The following is a 22007-nucleotide window of genomic DNA, read 5'->3' as shown; positions in this document are numbered from 1 at the left end:
TGTATAACTGTAAGTCTATGCCACTTTTGATGTTGATTTTGTTGCGGCTTTTGTTGCGGGATTGTCCACCGGTATGATAACGGTAAAGGTGGCGCCTTTCTGGACCCCCTCGCTCTCTACCTTTAGCGCGCCTTTCATCTCGGTCATGGCATTGGCGCAGGTGTGCAGTCCGAAACCGTGCCCTGTTTCCTTGGTGGTAAAGCCGTGGTTGAAAATCTTGGTGAGCTGCTGTTCATTAATGCCGCAGCCATTGTCCTTGATGGTGAGATACACCGTCTTGTCGTTATTCATGCCGATCTCAATGCGCATTTCCTTGGGACGGTTGTATTGGTCATTGTCATTCATGGCCTCTTTGGCATTCTTGACCAGGTTGGTGATCACCTGCAGCAGCTTGGATTTTTGTCCGGTGCATTCGGGAATGTCGGCGTAGTTCTTCTCGAGCTTGACGCCCCACTTTTTGAGCGAGGCCTCCTGGATTTTCAGCGCGTCTTCTACCAGCTGGGAAAGATTCAGCTGTTCGCTGTGGAAACCGGATTTTGCATAGGCCTGCTGGGTGCTGATGACCTCTTTCATCATCGTGGTCTTTTTGATGAGCTCTTTCGATTCCTTATTGATTTCGTTGATCTCATCACTCAGCACCTTGCCCATCGTGATGAAATAGTCGGGTAATTTCTGGCCGCGTGGGTCCTGGGTCAGGAATTCTCCACGGTCTTCCTGGTGCTGCAGTAGCAGGTCGTTGGCCTTTAACAGGCCGCTGATCTTGCTGGCGGATGAAATGCGATGAATCTCTTCGCCGGCCAGATTGACGCTATTGAGGATGTTGCCGATGTTGTGCAGCACGCCGGTTGCCATATCGGCCATGCCGGATTTGTGCGCGGCATCTACCAGCTGACCCTGGGCATCGGCCAGGGTCGCTTCGGTCTCTTTACGCACGCTCACGTCGCGCAGGATGCACACCCGCAGGCGCTTGTCGCCCACCTTCATCGCCGAGACCACAAATTCCAGGGGGAAGGTGCTGCCGTCCGCGCGCAGCCCCTGATACTCCTTGGGCTGCTGGTTACTGCTACTTCTGAACGCCCCGTCGGTCTCATCGTTGTAGTGATCGGAATCGGCGGCATCGTCGGCCTCGCTGTTGGCGATCAGCAGGGCGCTGTGGAGGCCGATGGCGTTTGCCTCTTTCATCGCAAAGATGTTTTCTGCGGCCGGGTTGAGCGATTCAATGGTGCCATTTTCATCGAGCACGACAATGCCTTCGCCGATGTTGTCGAGAATGGCGCGAATCTTGATCTCGCTCTGTTCGAGATCCCGGGTGCGCGCCTGGACGCGGGATTCGAGTTGCTGATTAAGGTCTTGCAATTCATCGAGAATCGTCTGTTCCTTTAAGGCGGCATTACGCAGATCGTTGACCATGGCATTAAAGGACCTTCCGAGTTGGCCTATCTCATCATTGCTGGTGACCATGACCTCGGCATTGAGGTCACCATGCGCAACGCCCTCGGCGGCGGCCATCAGTCGCTGGATGGGCGGGACGATGCCGCCGGTGATGCGCACCGCCAGCAGCACCCCAAGCACCAATGCCACCACCAGGATGATGATGGTGGAGAGCTGGATCTGCTGATTGACCTCGGTCAACACCTCACCGCTGTTGCTGGCCTGGTGCAGTTGCTCATCCGCGATGCCCTCAAAGATGCCGCGCAGCTCTTCCAGCAGGGGATTGACCTCGGTTTTGATGAGATAGGCATCGGCGCGCCAGTTGTCGGTGGCGAACAGGTCAAAAACGGGCTGCAGATTGCTGACATAGGCCTCGCGCAGCGTTACCAGCTGTTGCAGTTCGCCAAAGCCAAGGTCGACATCCATGGCGGTGAGTTCGTCTAACAGCTGTCCGGCATGGTCATTAAAGGTGTCAAAGTTGGCGCGATCATTGACCCCCTGGGTGACGATGAACAGCCGCAGGCTGCTCATCATCTGCACCCAGACATAGCGCAGTTCCTGTAGTGTGGTGTAGGCCACCAGTTTCTTCGGGTCGCGGGGGTCTATGTCTTCGGAGCTGAGCAGGAGGTTGATCACCCCAAGAAACTCCGCCGCGAGGGGTTGCACCGTGTTCTGCGCCAGGAGCAGCCCGCGGTTATTGGCGTTGTTGTCGCGTAGCGCATAGAGCCGGGCCGCATAGTCGCGGAATTTCACAAACAGCTGTTCGGCGTCCAGGAGCTGTTTACGGGCCTTGCCGCCATTCTCATGGACGATCTTCAGGCTGTGCCCAGTGGTGATGCCCTCCATGATGTCCTGCTCAACGATCGCAAAGTCCTTGCGGTGCGCGGGCTCGCCCGTTTGCAGGTAGCTGTGCAACAAGGTAGTCGCCAGATTCAGGTCCTGGGCCAGGCGCTGAAACAGGTTGGCGGCGGGCTGACGTTCCTCGATCACCGAATGGGTCGCGTCGGCGACGTCGGTCAGTTTCACCAGGGTGATGCCGATGCTGATGGTCATCAACAGGATCAGGCCACCAAAACCGATACCGATTTTCTGGCGGACAGAGAGCCCTTTGGTGGTGTGCGGCGGGGTATGCGAGTCGGCGCCCGGGGGCGCGTCGGGCGTGGTGCCTGCGGCGGAGCCAGGCGGCGTATTCTCGGTCGGTTCGTCCATTCTGGAATGCTCGGTAAGTCGTTAAATCTTAACCGCTTATCGGCAGAGCCAGGGGGAACTTTAGGGACTTCTGGCGGCCTGCGCAGGGGTTGCGTAGGGGGATTGACGGTTCCGGGAGCCGACAAAAACGCGGGCCTCGCCACTAGGACCCCGGGCGGGTAAACTGCCCCCTTTTCGACCATGATTTTCCAGGATTTCGATGCATGCCAGTCACTTCAGTCAGTAATGCCAGCCGGCCCTGCCGTATGAGTCCCCGTGATGAGTAATCTGTACGATGCCGCCTCCATCGAGGTATTGAGTGGCCTGGAGCCGGTGCGCAAACGCCCGGGCATGTATACCCAGACCGAGCGCCCCAATCATCTGGCGCAGGAAGTCATCGACAACAGCGTCGACGAGGCCATTGCCGGTCACGCCACCACCATTGATGTGATCCTCAGCAAGGACGGCTCCCTGCAAGTCAGTGACGACGGCCGTGGCATGCCGGTGGATATCCACCCGCAGGAGGGCGTTCCCGGGGTGGAGGTGATCCTCACCAAGCTGCATGCTGGCGGCAAGTTCTCCAACAAAAACTACGAATTCTCCGGCGGCCTGCACGGCGTGGGCATCTCCGTGGTCAACGCCCTGTCCAAGCATCTCGAGGTCTGGGTGCGACGTAACGGTACGGAATACAACATCGCCTTCGCCGACGGCAACAAGATCTCCGATCTGGAAGAGGTCGGCAGCGTCGGCAAGCGCAACACCGGCACCACGCTGCGCTTCTGGCCCGATCCGCAATTCTTTGATTCGGTGAAATTCTCCGTGCCCCGGCTCAAGCACGTGCTGCGCGCCAAGGCCGTGTTGTGCCCGGGTCTGAAAGTTAGCTTCTACGATGAGGCCAGCGATGAGACCACCAACTGGTACTACGAAGACGGCCTGCGCGATTACCTGATGGACGAGTTGCACGGTCTGCCCACCCTGCCGGCCGAGCCCTTCATGGGCAAATTTGCGGGCAACGCAGAGGCCGCCGAATGGGCGGTGCTGTGGCTGCCCGAGGGCGGGGAGTCGGTGGCCGAGAGCTACGTCAACCTGGTGCCCACCGCCCAGGGCGGCACCCATGTCAACGGTCTGCGCACCGGCCTCACCGAGGCCATGCGCGAGTTCTGCGAGTTTCGCAATCTGCTGCCGCGCGGCGTCAAGCTGGCGCCGGACGACGTGTGGGACCGGGTCAGTTACATCCTCTCGGTGAAGATGGCCGACCCGGCCTTTTCCGGGCAGACCAAGGAGCGCCTGTCCTCGCGGGAGTGCGCACCGTTTGTCTCCGGGGTGGTGAAGGATGCGTTTTCGCTGTGGCTCAACCAGAACACCGAGGTGGGTGAGGCGCTGGCCGAACTGGCCATCTCCAGTGCCCAGAGTCGTCTGCGCGCCGGCAAAAAGGTGGTGCGCAAAAAGATTACCCAGGGACCGGCCCTGCCCGGCAAGCTGGCGGACTGTTCGTCTTCCGATCCCGCCCGCGGCGAGCTGTTCCTGGTGGAGGGTGACTCCGCCGGAGGTTCGGCCAAGCAGGCCCGCGACAAGGAATACCAGGCGATCATGCCGCTGCGCGGCAAGATCCTCAACACCTGGGAAGTGGACCCCAGCGAGGTGCTGGCCTCGCAGGAGGTGCACGACATCGCCGTCGCCATCGGTGTCGATCCCGGCTCCGACAACCTCGACGGGCTGCGCTACGGCAAGATCTGCGTGCTGGCCGATGCCGACTCCGACGGCGCCCACATCGCCACCCTGTTGTGTGCCTTGTTCCTGCGCCATTTCAAACCACTGGTCGCCGCAGGCAACGTGTACATCGCCATGCCGCCGCTGTATCGCATCGACATCGGCAAAGACGCCTATTACGCGTTAGACGATGCCGAGAAGCAGGGCATACTTGATCGTATCGCCGCCGAAAAGCTGCGTGGCAAGGTCACGGTACAACGCTTCAAGGGTTTGGGCGAAATGAATCCCAAGCAGTTGCGTGAGACCACCCTGTCGCCGGACTCGCGACGCCTGGTGCAGCTGACGATTGCCGCGGGTGATACCTCGCATCAGATGATGGATATGTTGCTGGCGAAGAAACGGGCAGCGGATCGCAAGGCGTGGTTGGAGACGAAGGGGGATTTGGCGGAGGTTTGAGTTGGGTTTTGGGAATGCGCATTGGGCAGTTTGTGCGCGGTTTCCCAGCCTTGATGACACGGTGGTTTACTTTATTTCCTGCGGAAGGCTGCGAGTCACTTTTCTTTGCGTGCTCAAAGTAAAGTAACCAAAAGAAAGAGCACCCGGATCCCTCGCCGCGCGTTGCGCGGTCTCTTGCGCTCCTCGGTATTCTGCGCGCGAGCTAAACTCGGTCGCTGCGCTTCCTCAAACACCGCTCGCTTCATCGCAAAATGCCGAGGATCGCAAGCGAGGGATGGCGTGAGGGTAGGTCAAAACCACAGATTCAAAATCTGAGGTTGTTTATCCCCTCTCCCAAAACTGGGAGAGGGTTCATGAAACAACTTCTGAGCGTTCCACCCCTCGCCTAAAGCGCCTACTGTTGGCATCCCAACCTTCTCCCCTCAAGGGGAGAAGGAGTAAACTATTTCTTCGGAATCTACGACGCCGTTAATTCCCGTCATCTTCCGCCAGGAAAAAATAAGACAACCGAACGATTAGCTGCGGAACCACGCAGACGTTTTGATAATTGTTGGGATTTACTTCACTCCCCCCAACCTACGGTCTGAGGCACAGAATACCCCTTGCACAAAACATCTCCCCACCCCTAAAGTGCGAAACATTATCTATTGTTAGGTGTCACATCCAGATGCGTCCAAAACTGACTCGAAAAACCCTCTCTGCCATTGCCACTATTGTCTGCTGCGTCCTGTGGCTCAACGCGTGCAGCCAGGGGCCTGATGATGCCCAAACGGCGGACAAAAAGGACAAGAGTCGCCCCGCCCACGCGGTGGAGGTCATTACCGTTTCGCAGCGACCCATGCGCATCACGCGCACCCTCACAGGTACCCTGGAGGCGCCGCGCACGGTGCATGTCCACAGTGAACGGGCCGGGCGCATCATGGAGCTGCCCTTTTACGAGGGTGACCGGGTGGCGGCGGGGGCGGCCCTGGTGCGGCTGGACGATGCCCTGATCCGCGCCGAGCTGGATATGGCGGTAGCGACGCGCAAGCAGGCGGAGGTGGACCTGCAGCGGTTGCAAAACCTGGTGCCCAAAAAGCTCGCCAGCGAGGATGAACTGGCCCGCGCCCACACCGCGCTGGAGCTGGCCCGTGCCGCCGAGAGCCTGCAACGCACCCAGCTGTCGCGTACCGTGATCCAGGCGCCCTTTGCCGGGCTGATCAGCGCCCGCCTCAAGGAACTCGGCGACGTGGTGCCACTGAATGAGCACATCCTGACCCTGTTTGATCCGGGCCTGATCACCGCCACGGTGCGGGTGCCGGAGCAGTTGCTCAGCCAGGTGGTGGTGGGCGATGCGGTGCAGGTGCGTATCGACAGCCTGGGTGATCGGGACTTTGCCGGCGAGGTGCTGCGGGTGCATCCCATGATCGATCCCGCCACCCGCCAGGGTACGGTGGAGGTGCGCCTGCAACCGGTGCCAGCCGGCGCCCGGCCCGGTCAGCTGTGCCGTGTCAGCCTGGCGACGCCGGAAATGCCCCGCCGCACCATCCCCCTCAATGCCCTGCAATATGACGCCCAGGGCGCCCATGTGTATCGCCTGGATGAGCAGACCAGGACCCGGCGCGTTGGCGTACGCAGCGGCCTGCAATTCGGCGAGCAGGTGGAGATCCTCGAGGGCCTGGCCGACGGCGACCGGGTGGTGAGCAAGGGCTTTCTCGGCCTGCGGGCCGACAGCCCGGTGCGGGTGGTGAATGCGGCGACGACCGACGACAAGGCCGCCGCCGAGGCTAACAGCAAGTAATGGCCACGATGCAGCAGCGCTTTCGTAGTGGCGGGCTGGCGGCGTGGTCCATCCGCCATCCGGTCGGCGTCACCATGCTGGCCCTGTCGGTGGTGGTGCTGGGACTGGGCTCGCTGGAGCGGCTGGGCATCAACCTGCTGCCGGACATCATCTATCCCGAGGTGCGGGTGCGCATCGTCGACCCGGGGGTGCCGGCGCGCATCATGGAAGACCGCATCACCCGCCAGCTGGAAGAGCAGCTGGCGATCACCGAGGGCGCCGTGCAGGTGCAGTCCAATACCACCGAGGGCCGCAGTTCGGTGGACCTGAGCTTTCCCTACGGTTCGGATATCGACATTGCCCTGCGTGACGCCAGCACCCGGCTGGATCGCGCCAAGCGATTCCTGCCCGACACCATCGACCCGCCGACAATCTTCAAGCGCGATCCCTCGCAGATCCCGGTGCTGGAGATGGTGGTGAGCTCGCCGGACCGCGGCCCGGTGGAGCTGCGCACCTGGGTGGATTACACCTTCGCCAAGTGGTTCCTCAACCTGCCCGGGGTGGCCGCTGCCGAGGTGGGTGGCGGCCTGGCCCGCGAGATTCAGGTGGTGGTGGATCAGGAGCGCCTCAGCGCCCTGGGCTTTACCATCGAGGACGTCGCCACCGCCCTGGGCGAGGAAAATCAGGACAGCCCCGGCGGCCGCCTGCACACCGCCAATCGCGAGATCAGCGCCCGCGCCACCGGACGCTTTCAGAACGCCGGGGAGCTGGCGGCCATGCCGCTGTGGAAGGGGGAGAGCGCCAGCGCCGATACCATGATCCGCCTCGGCGATGTGGCCCAGGTGCTGGATATCCACGAAGACGAAAAGCTGCGCATCCGCCTCGACGGCGTGCCGGGCATCAAGCTCTCTATTCAGAAGCAGCCGGCGGCCAACACCGTGGCGGTGGTGGATGTGGTGATGGAGCGCCTGCAATGGCTGCGCGCGCAGGGCCTGGTCCCCGATGATGTGCACGTGGACCGGGTCGGCGACCAGTCCACCTATGTGCGCCACGCCCTGCGCAACGCCTCCATGGCGGCGCTGTCCGGCGCGGCCCTGGCGATGCTGGTGGTGTTCCTGTTTCTGGGCAGTATTCGCCGCACCCTGATCATCGGCACCGCCATTCCGCTGGCGATCCTGGTGACCTTTGTGATCATGGATCTGGGCGGCCTCACGCTGAATATCATGACCCTCGGCGGCCTGGCGCTGGGCGTCGGCCTGCTGGTGGACAACACCATCGTCATGCTGGAGAACATCGCCCGTCACCAGCGCCAGGGGGAGGGTGATCTGGAGGCGCCGGTGAACGCCGCGCGCGAGGTCAACAGCGCCATCGCCGCCTCCACCTCGACCAACCTGGCGGCGGTGCTGCCCTTCCTGTTTATCGGCGGGCTGGTGGGCCTGCTGTTCAGCGAGCTGATCATCACCATCTCCGCCGCCATCGTCGCCTCCCTGGTGGTGGCCCTGACCCTGGTCCCGGCCTGGGGCGCACGGGTGCACGACTCGGGCGCCAACCCGGTGCAACGCGCCATGGACGGGCTGCTGACCATCCTGCAACGCGGCTATGTCCGGCTGACCCGCCTCCTGCTGCGCTTCCCCTGGCTGCCGCTGCTGGTGCTGTTGCCGGCGCTGGCGCTGGCGGTGCCGGTGTTCTTTGGCGGCAAACAGATCTTTATGCCGCCGATGGACGAGGGCGAGATCTCGGTGAGCATCGCCGGCGAGGCGGGCATGCGTCTGGACGAGACCGATGACGTCATTACCCGGCTGGAGGACCTGTTCCTGCAACAGCCGGACGTGCTCACCGTGTTCACCACCTCCGGCGGCCGGGTGTTCGGGCGTTCGGAATACCAGTCCAGCAATTCGGGTGACATCAAGGTACAGCTGGTGCCCGCCACCCAGCGTAGTCGCGGCAGCGAGGACTGGGTGAAAGACATGCAAAAGGCGGTGAAGCAGTTGGGCCTGACCGGCACCAACATCCGCATGCGGGTGCGCGGCATCCGCGGCGTGCGCATCAGCTCCGGCGACGACGACCTGAGCATCCGCGTGCAGGGGCCGGACACCGAGGTGCTGCGCGAACTGGGTGAGGAGATCACCAGTCGGCTGCGCAATGTCGAGGGCCTCAGCAACCTGCGTCACAGCTATGAAGAGACGCGTAACGAGGTGGCGGTGAGCGTGGATCGTCAGCGCGCCGCCGATCTGGGTATCCGCGTCGACGACATCGGCCGCGCCCTGCGCGCCGCGCTGGACGGTATCGTGGTCTCCGACTTCATCGACGGTGACCGCCAGTACGACGTGCGCCTGCGCCTGCCGCGCACCGCCTTCACCTCGCCCGATGACCTGGGCAACATCCTGGTCGGCCTGCATCAGGGCCAGCCGGTGCGCCTGCGCAGCGTGGCGACGGTGAGCTTTACTGCCGCCCCCGCCAGCATCCTGCGCGACAACCAGCGTCGCATCGTCGAGGTCACCGCCTCGCTGTCGCCTGACTTCGGCCCGGAGCAGGCCATGAGCAAGGTGCATCAGCAGCTCGCGGATCTGGCCATCCCCGAGGGCTACAGCCTCTACGACGGCGGCGAGGCCAAGACCCTGAAAGAGGGGCGCAGCATGGGCTATGTGCTGCTGGGCCTGGCGATATTCCTGGTGTTCGTGGTGATGGCGGTGCAGTACGAATCCCTGCGCAACCCGCTGGTGATCCTGCTCAGCATTCCCTTCACCGTGATCGGCGTCGCCGCCGGCATCTCCTGGCTGGCCATCCCCATCTCCATGCCCATCTGGCTGGGGCTGATCATGCTCGCCGGCATCGTGGTCAACAACGCCATCGTGCTGGTGGAGCAGGTGGAGGTGGAACGCGAGCGGGGCCTGGCTTTCATCGAGGCCATCGTCGAGGGCGCACGGTTACGATTGCGGCCCATCCTCATGACCTCGCTCACCACGGTGGTGGGCATGCTGCCGCTGGCCATCGGTTTCGGCGAAGGCTCGGAGATGCTGCAACCGCTGGCGGTGGTGATTGTGTGGGGTCTGAGTTTCTCGATGCTGGTGAGTCTGGTGCTGGTGCCGGCCATTTATCGGATGATGCATTTTCGGGATGCGACGGTTTTGGTAAACCATGAGTAATAAGCCAGGGTGGGTGAGGTTTGGTACACTGGCGGCTGATTTGAGTAGGGTGTACCCACAGGGCATAAAGGCACCGCCCACCAATCCGGCATCGTTGGGTTTTGTGCAATGGTGGGCAATGACCACCAGTTAGTTAGTAGGGTGGGCACTGCCCACCAGAAATTGTAATAAAAGCGCTTATGCCAAACTACCGTCGATCAATAGTAAAAGGTGCAACGTATTTTTTCACCGTAGTAACCCATCGGCGTCAATCAATATTGGACAAGCCAGAAAGCCGGCAGATATTGCGACGGGTGATTGATGAAGTAAGGCAACAACATCCGTTTAGTGTTGATGCCTGGGTTTTGTTACCGGACCATTTACATTGCATGTGGACGTTGCCAGAAGGTGATGCGAATTATTCAAAACGATGGGGAATGATAAAGGCGGGATTTACGAAACAGGCAAAGCCGCTTTTTCATTGTGATGCTGAGATGAATACATCAAAGCAACGGCACAGAGAAAGCACCATTTGGCAACGTCGGTTTTGGGAGCACCTCATCAGGGATGAGGTAGATTTTCAACGCCGCGCGGATTACATCCATTTCAACCCCGTAAAACATGGATTGGTGGAGCAGGTAAATGCATGGCCACATTCCACGTTTCATCAGTATGTTAAAGAAGGCATTTACAGCGAGAATTGGGGTGGCGAGTTCAATGCGCCGAATGAAGGATTTGGCGAGTAAAAGCACCTGTTTTTGTAGGGTGGGCATAGCCCACCAATAAGGTAATGATTGGTGTTGTGCAATGGTGGGCAATGCCCACCCTACAAAAAGCAGAGCAATGACGGAAACAACAGAGCTAAACTACGAAGGCGTCGAACAACAAGTCCTCAGCATCTTCACGGAGAACGCCTGGCTCAACTAAAGAAATCGAAGCTCTTACATCTCCCAAGGCTTCCTTTATTGGTTTTGTGTAACAGACTGTTTATAAAGTGATTATTTCTGATATCTTGACATGTCAATACTCTGTATCTAGGATTGCGTGATGCCTTCTATTAAAATCAGTTCAAAAGTCGAAGAGGCCGTATGGGATGAGCTAAAGGCGGTTGCCAGGGAATCCCATCAGAATGTCTCGGGTCTTCTGACAGAGGCGATTAGCGAATACCTTCGTCGTCGCCGTGTTCGTCCGGTTGTTAAATCACATCTCAATAATTCTATTCGTGAAAATGAAGAATTAGGTAAACTTCTTGCCAAGTAAGTCTGTTCAGTTTTTATCCGTGGATGAGGTGGTTGAAATCCATGTGGTGTTGATTGAAAGATTCGGCGGCCCGCCAGGGGTGCGTGATTTTGGCTTGCTTGAAAGCGCGTTGTACCGACCACAAACGGGTTACTATGAAGACCTGGTTGAAATGGCGGCGGCCATGTTTGAGTCTCTCATTAAGAATCATCCCTTTGTTGATGGAAACAAACGAGTCGCTTTTTTTGCGACGGATGTATTTCTCCGCATGAATGGATATAAATTTCAGCTTGAAGCAAAGGCCGCCCACCGATTCTTGATGGGTTTGTTTGATTCTAATACCTGTGATTTAGAACACTTGCATCCCTGGGTGAGAGAAAGCATCAGAAAAATTTGATTGTTTGTTTTTTAAATGAATCGAAAGAAAATCAAAAAATTATCGGGGCAGAATGAATTTGCCTGCCGCTTCCAACGAAAGATCAAACAATGACAGAAACAACAGAACTAAACTACGAAGGCGTCGAACAACAACCCCTCAGCATCTTCACTGAGAACGCCTACCTCAACTACTCCATGTACGTGATCCTGGATCGCGCCCTGCCGCACATCGGCGACGGCCTGAAGCCGGTGCAGCGGCGCATCATTTATGCCATGTCCGAGCTGGGTCTGAAGGCGGGGGCGAAGTATAAAAAATCCGCGCGTACCGTGGGTGACGTGCTGGGCAAGTTCCACCCGCACGGCGACTCGGCCTGTTACGAGGCGATGGTGTTGATGGCGCAGCCGTTCTCCTACCGTTACCCGCTGGTGGACGGTCAGGGTAACTGGGGTGCGCAGGATGATCCCAAGTCTTTCGCGGCGATGCGTTACACGGAGTCACGTCTGGCCCGCTATGCGGATCTGCTGCTCAGTGAAGTGGGGCAGGGTACGGTGGACTGGGTGCCGAATTTTGACGCTACCCTGGAAGAGCCGGCGATGTTGCCGGCGCGGGTGCCGAATCTGTTGTTGAACGGGACTACTGGCATCGCTGTGGGTATGGCGACGGATATCCCGCCGCACAATCTGCGCGAGGTGGTGAGCGCCTGCGTGCATCTACTGGATGAACCCAAGGCCTCGCTGGCGGAACTGTGTGAGCATGTGCAGGGACCGGATTATCCGACCGAGGCGGAGATCATCACTCCGCGCAGCGAGTTGCAGGCCATGTACGAGAAGGGCGGCGGATCGGTGCGTATGCGGGCGGTGTGGATCAAGGAGGATGGCGCGGTGGTGGTGACGGCACTGCCGCATCAGGTGTCGGGCAACCGGGTGCTGGAACAGATTGCGGCGCAGATGAACGCCAAGAAGCTGCCGATGGTGGAAGACCTGCGTGACGAGTCCGATCACGAAAATCCCACCCGGCTGGTGATCGTGCCGCGTTCCAACCGCATCGATCTGGATGAGCTGATGGCGCATCTGTTCGCCACCACGGATCTTGAACGGACCTATCGCGTCAACATGAACGTCATCGGCCTGGACGGTCGGCCGCAGGTGAAGGACCTGCGCACGCTGCTGAAGGAATGGCTGGTGTTCCGTACCGACACGGTGCGTCGTCGTCTGGAATACCGCCTGGAGAAGGTCATTCGTCGGCTCCACCTGCTGGATGGCTTGCTAATCGCCTTCCTCAATCTGGACGAGGTGATCCGTATCGTCCGCAGCGAGGACGAACCTAAGCCGGTGCTGATCAAGCGCTTCAAGCTCAGCGAGGAGCAGGCGGAATATATCCTCGATACCAAGTTGCGGCAGCTGGCGCGGCTGGAAGAGATGAAGATTCGCGCCGAGCAGGAAGAGCTGGCGGCGGAACGTGACCAACTGGAAAAGACCCTGGGCTCCAGTGCACGACTGAAAACCCTGGTGCGCAAGGAGCTGATCGCCGATGCAGAGGAGTACGGCGACGAGCGGCGTTCGCCCATCGTTGCGCGTGAGGCGGCGCAGGCGCTGGACGAGACCGCCTTGATCAGCGCGGAACCGGTCACCGTGGTGCTGTCGGAGAAGGGCTGGATACGTGCCGCCAAGGGCCACGATGTGGATGGCCGAGCGCTGAACTACAAGTCCGGCGACGACTTCAGGGCCGCGGCCTGCGGGCGCAGTAATCAGCTGGTGGTGTTCCTCGATGCCAGCGGGCGTTCGTATTCCATAGCCGCGCACACACTGCCATCGGCGCGCGGCCAGGGTGAACCGTTGACAGGGCGCGTCACCCCACCGGATGCGGCAGGTTTTGTCGATGTATTGGCCGGCAAGGGCAGTGACCGTTATCTGCTGGCCAGCGATGCCGGTTATGGCTTTGTCACCCAGCTGGAAAATATGTACGCGAAAAACAAGTCGGGCAAGGCGCTGCTGAACCTGCCCAAGGGGGCGCGGGTCTTGCCGGCCGGCGCGGTGACCGATGTCGCGACGGATCGTATTGTGGCGGTGACCACCGAGGGGCGCATGTTGATGATCCCCTTGCAGGAACTGCCGGAGATGGCCAAGGGTAAAGGCAACAGGATTATCGGCATCCCGCCGGCCAAGGTGGCGACGCGCGAGGAGTTTGTGGTGGGCATGGCCGTGGTGCCGCTCGGCGGCAGTCTGACGATTCATTCCGGCAAGCGTCATCTGACCCTCAAGCCGAAAGATCTTGAACATTATGCCGGGGAGCGTGGCCGGCGCGGCGCGAAACTGCCGCGGGGGTTCCAGCGCGTGGATGGTTTGTCGGCCAACCTTGCGGCCAATGCGGTGACTGATGCAACGTCAACCGGTGAATGAGACTTAGTGAATGACGTATGACTGGTCCCAATGGCGCAGCTGGCTGTCGCTTGCGGAAAGCAAGGGGGAAACCGTTGCGCCTCGTACGATCGAATTAAAGTTAGAGGTACCTGTGTTGCGCGCCAGTCGCCGACGCCTGCTTTCGCAGACGGATAAACTGGACGCTCCGCCGGACAGCTGGCGTGAGTTGAATGACCACCCCATCGAGTTGCTGCGCGAAATTGACCGTTATTTGCAGCGTATCAATAACGAACGTGTCGCCGACAGCAAACGTCGGCAATGGGTGGAGTCTGTGATGCAGTATGCCTGCCCGGCGATCCGCAAAATCTATTCGGAATATTATAAAACCGAGGCCCTGCCGGAACCGCACGACCGGCGTGAAGGCCTGGTGGCGGCGATTAATGTGTGTGGCCAATTGGGGATGGCCTACAAGCGTCAGTTGAATCTGGATTTTGCCCTGTCCGACGCGCGTTATGTCCGCGTGCGGGAGCGGGTCCGGCAACAGGCCCTGCGGGTGCTGGAATTGATCCGCATGGAACAGCGCCTGCGCGCCATGCGCTATCAGAAGCTGCCGGCCAGGGCATGGCGGGACTGTAACCGGATATTTTTCGCCGTGTCGCAGTGCGAAGACATGGACGCCCAGTACCAGGCCCTGGATTGCCTGCAGCTGACGCTGGATAGAAAGGCCAATGCGCTGGAGCGACGCGTGCCGACCATGGTGTCGATGAACATTGTCTATCTCTCGATCCAGATTAACGGCCTGCTGGACAGCAATACGATCTCCTCGCAAAAACTGCATGTAGTGGACGCGCAGATCGCCCGCGTGGTCGACTCGATTACGATTATTCCCGATCATGGAAAGCAACTGGCCCGCGGTAAAATACTCATCTATTTCGGCCAGGACTGTCCCGCCTATTTTAAACGTCAGGATGCCCGTTATCTTGCGCTGCAACAGAAAGGGCTGGCGGAGCATGGGGGAGAGGCAGCGGCAGCCGCCTTAACGACCGGGGACCTGCGGGCGATTATTGTCGATGTCTCGCCGCTGGATGCAGTGTTGCTGGCGGAACACCAGAAGCTGTTGAAACGTCTGGAGGCGTCCACCGTCGTTGAGGACGATGAAAAAGCCAGCGGCAAGGTCACGGATCAGGATGATTTAACCAACCTGCTGACGATCGATGCCATGTGTGACGGCATGCAGTTGAAGCAGCGCAAACAACCGCGCGAATACACCATCGGTCAGAAAATACTGTATGTGTATAACGGTTTCATGTCGGTCTACAAGTTGCTGGTGGATATGGCCGCGCAGGAGATTGAAGCCACTGATGTGCCAGTAGAGGGACATGATCTGCGTGATGCCCTGGCCGGCCGTTCAGCCCTGATTGCGTCGGACCTTGAGGCGAGTGAATTCGGTCAGTGGTTTGTGATGGACAAGAGTGCCGGCGGCGTGCATATGAAGACGCGGGAATCCCAGTTCACTACCGCGCTGTTCATCGGTCAGCTGGTGGCTTTTGGGTTTTCGCGCGAGGCACTGAAAAAGCCGACACTGGGTTATGTGGTGCGTCTGCATCGCAAGCTCAATAAGGAGATCGAGGTCACGATTCGTATCCTCTCCCACCAAGCGGAGGCTACCGCGGTGCAGAGCGACTTTCTCAGCAAAAACGATATGGCCCTGCCGGCGATCCTGCTGCACAGTCGCGTGGAAAAGCGAGCCGATGCCGGACATGCCGATGGCAAGACCTCGCAGCTGATTTTGCACCACAGTCATCGACTGTCGCCGGGGACCGCGATTCAGGTCGAATCGGGTGAAAACCGGCAGGCCACCGAAATCGCCGAACTGGTGCAGTTGCAGCGCGAATTCGTGATCTATCGACTGAACCATGGCCACGCTGGCGAGTCTCTCTCTGTGGGGTCGCCCACTTGAAATCCTCCGGATGAATCCCACTAATACGCTGTCAATAAACTGATACCCTGGAGTCTTCATTATGAAGCGCATTTTTTTGTTCCTTGCCACCAACCTGGCGATTGTTTTTGTGCTGAGTATCGTCCTGCACCTGTTTGGTGTTGACCGCATCCTGGACGAGCAGGGGGTTGGCCTGGATATCAACAACCTGCTGGTGTTTTCCGCTATCTTCGGCTTTGGCGGTTCGCTGTTGTCGCTGGCCATTTCAAAATGGACGGCCAAACGTTTCACGGGCGCGCGGGTCATTACCCAGGCGGCCAATGCGCGGGAACGCTGGCTGGTGGAGACGGTGGCCCGTCAGGCGCGGGCGGCCGGTATCGGCATGCCGGAAGTGGCGATCTATGACGCCGCCGACGTCAATGCCTTTGCCACGGGCATGTCCCGCAACAATGCCCTGGTGGCCGTGAGTACCGGGCTGTTAAATGCCATGAGCGAGGATGAGGCGGAGGCAGTGCTGGCGCATGAGGTCAGCCATGTGGCCAATGGCGACATGATCACGCTGGCGCTGATACAGGGCGTTGTTAACACCTTTGTGATTTTCCTGTCACGGGTGATTGGCCACCTGGTGGATCGGGTGGTGTTCAAGTCCGAGCGTGGTCATGGTCCGGCATTCTGGATCACCACCATTGTGGCGCAGATGGTGCTGGGCATCCTGGCCAGCATTATCGTGATGTGGTTCAGCCGCAAGCGGGAATTCCGCGCAGATGCCGGCAGTGCGCAATTAAGCAGTCCGCAGAAAATGATCGCCGCGCTGGAAAAGTTGCGCCAGGGTGTGAATCAGCCGCATCTTCCCGATCAGCTGGCGGCCTTCGGTATCTCCGGTGGTGTGGGTCGTGGACTGAGCCGTCTGTTTATGTCGCACCCGCCTCTGGAAGAGCGCATTGCGGCGTTACGCAACCAGCTATAAGCGGCAGGCAGGCAGGCCTGCACTGCTCTGGTCACTGAAAACAGGCCGCTGAAAATCGTTTCCTGAATATCAAAAAAGGCGCCAGCTCATCGAGTTGGCGCCTTTGTTTATAGCGGCTGGTTATAGCGGTTGGCCTGCGGTTCCTATCTCTATAATCCCGCCCTATTCATTGCTGGAAAAATCATAGTTCAGGTTGCCTTCAGGGTGTTGCAGGTAATGTCCCTGAATGAAGTTGACCCCGTGTTGCCACAGCACCGCGAGGCAGGCGGGGTCTTGCACGTGTTCTGCAATGGTCAGTACGTTTTTGCTGCGCGCCACTTCCGCAATGGTCTTGATAACCTCCTGGCTTTCTTCGCTGGTGACATTGGTGATATGGCTGCCATCGATCTTGAGATAACGCAGGTTCAGGTGCTTCATGTAGCCCAGGTCGCTAGAGTCCTTTCCGGCATGGTCAATGGCCAGATTGCAGTGCAGTTGCTTGAGACCGTCCGAAAAGGTTTTGGCGGCCTTGAGGTTTTCCTGTACGTCCTGCTCGCTGACTTCAAATACCAGACTGTCGCCATGCAGCCGCGCGGCCTGCAATAGTTTGCTGACCCACACCAGCAGGCTGGGCTCGCGCAGGGAGTCAGAGGACAGTTTGATAAAGAACTGGATCTCCTTGCCCACTTTGCGTTTATCCAGCATTGCCCGGGCGGCACTCTTGATGACCCACTTGTCAATTTCCACCATCATCCCTGCCTGTTTGGCGATGGGAATGAAGTCGGCAGGCATGATGAGGGTGTTGTCATGGTCCAGCAGCCGCAGTAACACCTCATAGCGTTCGCCGGGTTCGGCGTGCAGGCTGACAATGGGCTGATACTGCAGGGTGAAACGATTGTCCTTGAGTGCCAGGTTTATCAGCGTGATGACGCGCTTATCCGCTTCCTGGGTGGCGAGCTCATCTTCCACGGTGAAGGTATGCACCTGGTTGCCATTGCTCTGTTTGGCAGACTGGGCCGCCAGTTCGGTTTGCGCGATGGCCTTTTTGGCGTCCGGGGTGGTTTCGGAGATGGTCGAAATGCCCACGCTACAGCTGGTGGTGACTGTCTTTCCTTCGACCTCGAATATCTTCTCCGCCAGACCGGCACAGATGCTGTTGGCGAGTTGTTCGGCCTTTTTGTAGGATGGGCCGCAGAGCAGGACAGAAAAAATGGTGCCGGCATAGCGGGCAATCACGGCATCTTCCGGCATTTTTTCACGAATGAATGCGGCGATGTCAGTCAATACAAGGTCGCTCTCCGCGATGCCCAGGGTGTCTTTTATGCCCTTGAAGTTGTCAGGCTCGATATACAAAAGCGCACATCTTTCCTCGCTCTGGTGGGCGAGGTTGACCGCGGCCTGAACCTGCTCCATAAAATATTGGTGATTGTACAGGCCGGTCAGCAAATCCTGCTGGCGCAACTGCTGAATCTCGTTTTCCAGCGCCTTGTTATCGTTCTTGCGGTGAATCATCACCTGGGTGCAGGATTCGCCATCGATGCTGGCGCGGGAGAATCCCATGGTGGCGATAAACACCTCGCCATCTTCACGCACGGCCCGGTATTCGATGGTCTCTTCCGGGGGCTGGTCGTTATTGATGCTGCGCAGCACCTCCTTGAAGCTCTGCTGGTCATCACTGGCGATCAGATCCAGGATCGGCACACTTTCAAGTTCCTCGATCTCGGGATAACCAAAGATTTCCTGATAACTCTGGTTGGCATAGATATGCATGCCCTCATGAATGTAGGCGATGGGGTCGCGTGAGCTGTCAAGTAGCACACGGTTACGCTTCTCGCTTTCGTTATAGAGGCCTCTGCAATGGCGATGTGCGCGACGTTCGCGCAGATTGGCGATTTCCCTTTCGATAACGAGCAGCAGGTGGTCCTGCGTCTCGCTGGAGACGAAGTCGGCAGCACCGGCGCGCATTGCCTCGGTAATGAGAGTGTCGGCGTGTTCGTTGCCCATGATGACGCAGGGAACGTCCTTGCCGCTTTGCTTGATGATGGACAGGGCCTGGGTGGCGGTAAAATCGCCGACCTGTTGCGCGGCTAACAATATATCCCAGCTTTGGGCTTCCAAGGCCTCCTGCAGGTCCTCTGCGTCCTCAATGTGCTTGTAACGCACCGCATAGCCTACGTTGCGCAGGGCGCTTGCCAGAGCCTCGGCCTCGTTTGCCGAGTCTTCCAGAATGAGTGGACGGATGACATTCCCGTTATCCAATAGCTGCTCCTAAAAATAATGTAGTGGCTGTGTGGAGACCCTCAGATGAGCTTCCACACATCGTTGAACTGGTCGCCGGTTTCTGTTGCCAGAGTATTTTTCTTGTTGTCTTGCTGGTTCTCGAGCACGGTGAATTCAAATTGTGAGAATACACCGGTGCTCTCTAATTGTTTAGTCAATTGTATGGTGGTGCGATGGCCGTGTACATTGGCGATCAGTTTGTCGTTAGTCTGTTGCCAGGCGTAGGTGATCAAGGTGGCCGGCTGATCGATGGCGGATAATTTTGGCAACACCAGGCTACGCTGATATTTCTCGCTTTCATTACCTTTTGGAACGGGCGACAGGGCAATGGCATCTGCGCAGGGCGCAAGCTTCTGAATGCCAAGTTCCAGGCCATTTTTCCAGTTTTTGATGCGCCGGATAATCCCGATGCTGAGTTGCGTGCTGTTCGATTCCAGGTTGTCACGAATGCCTACCAATTCGCCGACCTGGACCTTTTGCGAATCTTTTCCATAAACCAGATAGCCCAGTAGGCAATATCCACCCGCGCTTTCGTTGATGCCTTTGCAGGGCAGGGGGGTGTAGGCATATAGCGAGGATTTGTCCTCGGTGTTCAGTAAAATGGTATCCGTGTTGTTGAAGGCATAGATTGGATTATTGACCCGATAGGTGAAGTCGGGATCCCAGACATCCGGGGTATGGTCATCCAGGTTGCTGATGCCGAATACGGGGGTGCTGGTGTAGCGGGCGCGTTCGCCTAACACGAAGTCTTCCTCTCCATCCGTTACCGTGGTAATGGACTGTCCGGACTGCAAGGCGTCGGTTGCTGAGGGGCAGGTGGCTGTCGGGTCTTTTAATAACGGGCGAATGATTTCATCAATGTAATGGTGGGTTGCGCTCAGCCCCATGGTGATCGCAATTTCATTATTTTTTGATGTGCGGGGAAAGGTGCGATGCGATTTTCCGCTCCAGGTCATTAATAATCGCTTTAAGACATCCTCGGGTATTTTCTGTGACAGGCTGTCTGCAGACAGTAAGGCCTGGGTTACTTTCTGAGCGAGTTCGCTGGTGTCAATGGTGCGGCAAAAGGCGGGGTTGATCGTGCCGTCATCCCGGAAATAACCGGGTGCGGCGTCAGTGTTCATGCCGATGGTGAAGGCGTAGGTGTCGTCCTGTATTTCCCCATAGGGCAATATGCGGGCAGTGGAAACCCAGTCTTCCAGCGCAACGTACACCGCCTCGGTGACATGCTGACGGAGTCGGTAGGGGCCGGCCAGAGCCAGCAGGAGTATCTGTTTGTAGATATCCGCAATCGTGCCGTCGCGGAACACCTCCGGTGCGACATGATCCTTTATCAGCTGGGTGTGCAGGTTGTGGCTCTCGGCGTACAGATACAGGCGGTGTATCTGCAGCCAGACATTTTCCGGGTGCTGGATATAAATCTTATAGGCGCAGAGCAGGACGTCGCTGAGATATCGGATGGCGCGGTGCAGGCACATGGCGAGCGTTTTGCTGCTCAGACTTGAAAAGGTTTTCTCCAGTTTGTCGTGGATGACGATCTTGTAGGCCAGGGCCATTTCGGAATTGAGCTGGATGGCCAGTTCCGCAATTTTCTGATTTTTGGGCGACAGCGGCAGATTTTGATTGATGTAATGTTTTTTCAGCACCTCGGTGATCTGGTGAACCGGGCCGCGTAACAGCTCCATGGTCCTGTAACGATCCTGCGGGGAGACGACCAGCCGATTCATTTCACGCAGGGCGCTATAGATACGGCGAGCGCTCTCGCCCGTATTCGCCATCGGCAGCGCCGCAATCCAGGCCTCGACCTGTTTGGGGCGCGTCTCGAAGGAATCTGCGGTGGGCCTGGATTGTTCCGGGATATTGAGTAATCCCTCGGGCATGTTGCTAGCCACATCTGCTCCTAAATCATGATACGTGTTGATGTTCTGAAACCGGCCATAAATATCGGCCGAGAGTATACGATGCCGCCGTTAAAACACCATCGTGCGGGAGCCAATGTGGATATCGGCTCTTTAAACGGCGGTTCTCGGAATACATTGCGGCCATTGCGGACTGTACTTTAGTTGTGGCTCAGTGTCTTAGGCGATTTGTTTCAGGTTATTTCGGTGACCCCGCCGGGGCATAAATACAGGGGCACCTTATAGGGTTCGCCCGCCGTTTCGCGCACTAACTGCGGCACCAGGAATCCCGGCAGGCGCCGGCGCACGCCGTCAATCAGCTGCTGGGCGGTGGGTTCATCGACCTCAAAATGGGCGGCACCCTGCACCCGGTCCAGCAGGTGCAAATAATAGGGCAGTACACCGCAGGCAAACAGGGCCTCGCTGAGGGCGCAGAGCCGGTCGACCTGGTCGTTCACCGCCCTCAGCAGCACCGACTGATTCAGCAGGGTGACGCCGAGCTGGCGTATCTTGCCGAGGGCGCATTGCACCTCGTCGCCCAACTCATTGGCGTGATTGCAGTGGGTGACCAGCACCGTCTGCCAGGGCAGGTCGGCCAGCCACCGCAAAAACGCGTCATCAATTCGTGAGGGCAGCACGATGGGCATGCGGGTGTGGATGCGTAGCCGCCGTAGGTGCGGGATATCGCGCAGCGCCGTGCTGATGTCGGCCAGTCGCCGGGTGCTCAGGGACAGCGGGTCGCCGCCGCTGAGAATGACCTCGTTGATGTCCGGATGGCGCGCAATGTAATCGATGGCGGCCTGCCAATGGCGATCATCCGGCCGATTATCGGCATAGGGAAAATGGCGCCGGAAACAGTAGCGACAATGGATGGGACAGGCGCCGGTGGTGATCAGCAACACCCGGCCATGGTATTTGTGCAGCAGGCCGGGGCTGGCCACCGCCGCCGCGTCGCCGACGGGGTCGCGAAGAAAGGCGGGCTGAAGCGCCGCCTCCAGCTGGCGGGGTAAAACCTGCAGCAGCAGGGGATCGTGCGGATCCCCCGGCCGCATGCGGGCCACATAGCCACGGGGCACCCGCAGCGGAAAGGGCTGGTCCAGATCAATCCCGGCGGGGATCGCGTCGGCGCTGAGCCCTAGCCTGGCGAGCAGCTCGGCGGGGCATTTGATGGCCTGTGCGAGCTCCTGTTGCCAAAGGCTATCGGGCGCGATTTCACCCGTTTCAGGGGCGGGTGACTGACAAAGGTTGGCGGTAAGCGGTATCATACGGCGGCTCTCGCGTGTGAGTGTCAACAGAC

General features: G+C 58.7%; 13 protein-coding genes. 9 read left to right on the top strand and 4 right to left on the bottom strand.

From position 1 onward, the window contains the following. Positions 1-15: 15 nt before the first annotated feature. Positions 16-2640, bottom strand: a complete 2625-nt coding sequence (locus tag RRB22_06650; protein MDT8384077.1) for an ATP-binding protein — start codon at positions 2638-2640, stop codon at positions 16-18. A 258-nt stretch (positions 2641-2898) separates the two neighbouring features. Here RRB22_06650 and parE point away from each other — a divergent pair, with 258 nt between their 5' ends. The 9 genes from parE to htpX all read left to right on the top strand — a co-directional run bounded on the left by parE (position 2899) and on the right by htpX (position 16553). Then, entirely contained in the window at positions 2899-4785 is a 1887-nt protein-coding gene (gene parE, locus RRB22_06645; GenBank protein ID MDT8384076.1) for a DNA topoisomerase IV subunit B, read from the top strand. 667 nt (positions 4786-5452) lie between these two features. Then, the gene (locus tag RRB22_06640) at positions 5453-6565 is read left to right on the top strand and encodes an efflux RND transporter periplasmic adaptor subunit (protein MDT8384075.1); all 1113 of its coding nucleotides are present in this window, start codon (positions 5453-5455) and stop codon (positions 6563-6565) included. After that, the gene (locus RRB22_06635) at positions 6565-9690 is read left to right on the top strand and encodes an efflux RND transporter permease subunit (GenBank protein MDT8384074.1); all 3126 of its coding nucleotides are present in this window, start codon (positions 6565-6567) and stop codon (positions 9688-9690) included. The genes RRB22_06640 and RRB22_06635 overlap by 1 nt, the downstream gene beginning before the upstream one ends. A gap of 179 nt (positions 9691-9869) precedes the next feature. Then, positions 9870-10415: a transposase gene (locus RRB22_06630; GenBank protein MDT8384073.1), complete on the top strand. Its 546-nt coding sequence runs from the start codon at positions 9870-9872 to the stop codon at positions 10413-10415. Between the two features lie 301 nt (positions 10416-10716). Beyond that, positions 10717-10929: a hypothetical protein gene (locus RRB22_06625; protein MDT8384072.1), complete on the top strand. Its 213-nt coding sequence runs from the start codon at positions 10717-10719 to the stop codon at positions 10927-10929. Continuing rightward, complete coding sequence (locus RRB22_06620; GenBank protein ID MDT8384071.1) at positions 10919-11305, top strand: type II toxin-antitoxin system death-on-curing family toxin; 387 nt, start codon at positions 10919-10921, stop codon at positions 11303-11305. Before RRB22_06625 ends, RRB22_06620 begins: the two co-directional genes overlap by 11 nt. A gap of 89 nt (positions 11306-11394) precedes the next feature. Next, entirely contained in the window at positions 11395-13686 is a 2292-nt protein-coding gene (gene parC / locus RRB22_06615; protein ID MDT8384070.1) for a DNA topoisomerase IV subunit A, read from the top strand. Between the two features lie 10 nt (positions 13687-13696). After that, complete coding sequence (locus RRB22_06610) at positions 13697-15607, top strand: hypothetical protein (protein ID MDT8384069.1); 1911 nt, start codon at positions 13697-13699, stop codon at positions 15605-15607. A 61-nt stretch (positions 15608-15668) separates the two neighbouring features. Beyond that, positions 15669-16553, top strand: coding sequence for a protease HtpX (gene htpX, locus RRB22_06605; protein MDT8384068.1), 885 nt, complete (start codon positions 15669-15671; stop codon positions 16551-16553). 162 nt (positions 16554-16715) lie between these two features. On the opposite strand, the gene RRB22_06600 is transcribed toward htpX, so the two are convergent. The 3 genes from RRB22_06600 to epmB form a co-directional block, all read right to left on the bottom strand. After that, a complete protein-coding gene (locus tag RRB22_06600) occupies positions 16716-18791 on the bottom strand; it encodes an EAL domain-containing protein (protein MDT8384067.1) in 2076 nt (691 codons plus the stop codon). 41 nt (positions 18792-18832) lie between these two features. Beyond that, entirely contained in the window at positions 18833-20704 is a 1872-nt protein-coding gene (locus RRB22_06595) for a hypothetical protein (GenBank protein MDT8384066.1), read from the bottom strand. A gap of 200 nt (positions 20705-20904) precedes the next feature. Beyond that, positions 20905-21975 (bottom strand): EF-P beta-lysylation protein EpmB, encoded by a 1071-nt coding sequence (epmB, locus tag RRB22_06590; protein MDT8384065.1) that lies wholly within the window; start codon positions 21973-21975, stop codon positions 20905-20907. Positions 21976-22007 lie beyond the last annotated feature (32 nt).

Source organism: Gammaproteobacteria bacterium, assembly GCA_032250735.1.
Taxonomy (GTDB): Bacteria; Pseudomonadota; Gammaproteobacteria; order SZUA-152; family SZUA-152; genus SZUA-152.
Note: the sequence above shows the minus strand (reverse complement) of the source record. Positions and strands in the feature narration are given on the sequence as shown.

Excerpts from the sequence above, each read along its gene's own strand:
- RRB22_06650 (MDT8384077.1), bottom strand. The coding sequence starts at position 2,640 with ATGGACGAACCGACCGAGAATACGCCGCCTGGCTCCGCCGCAGGCACC.
- parE (MDT8384076.1), top strand. The coding sequence starts at position 2,899 with ATGAGTAATCTGTACGATGCCGCCTCCATCGAGGTATTGAGTGGCCTG.
- RRB22_06640 (MDT8384075.1), top strand. The coding sequence starts at position 5,453 with ATGCGTCCAAAACTGACTCGAAAAACCCTCTCTGCCATTGCCACTATT.
- RRB22_06635 (MDT8384074.1), top strand. The coding sequence starts at position 6,565 with ATGGCCACGATGCAGCAGCGCTTTCGTAGTGGCGGGCTGGCGGCGTGG.
- RRB22_06630 (MDT8384073.1), top strand. The coding sequence starts at position 9,870 with ATGCCAAACTACCGTCGATCAATAGTAAAAGGTGCAACGTATTTTTTC.
- RRB22_06625 (MDT8384072.1), top strand. The coding sequence starts at position 10,717 with ATGCCTTCTATTAAAATCAGTTCAAAAGTCGAAGAGGCCGTATGGGAT.
- parC (MDT8384070.1), top strand. The coding sequence starts at position 11,395 with ATGACAGAAACAACAGAACTAAACTACGAAGGCGTCGAACAACAACCC.
- RRB22_06610 (MDT8384069.1), top strand. The coding sequence starts at position 13,697 with ATGACGTATGACTGGTCCCAATGGCGCAGCTGGCTGTCGCTTGCGGAA.
- htpX (MDT8384068.1), top strand. The coding sequence starts at position 15,669 with ATGAAGCGCATTTTTTTGTTCCTTGCCACCAACCTGGCGATTGTTTTT.
- epmB (MDT8384065.1), bottom strand. The coding sequence starts at position 21,975 with ATGATACCGCTTACCGCCAACCTTTGTCAGTCACCCGCCCCTGAAACG.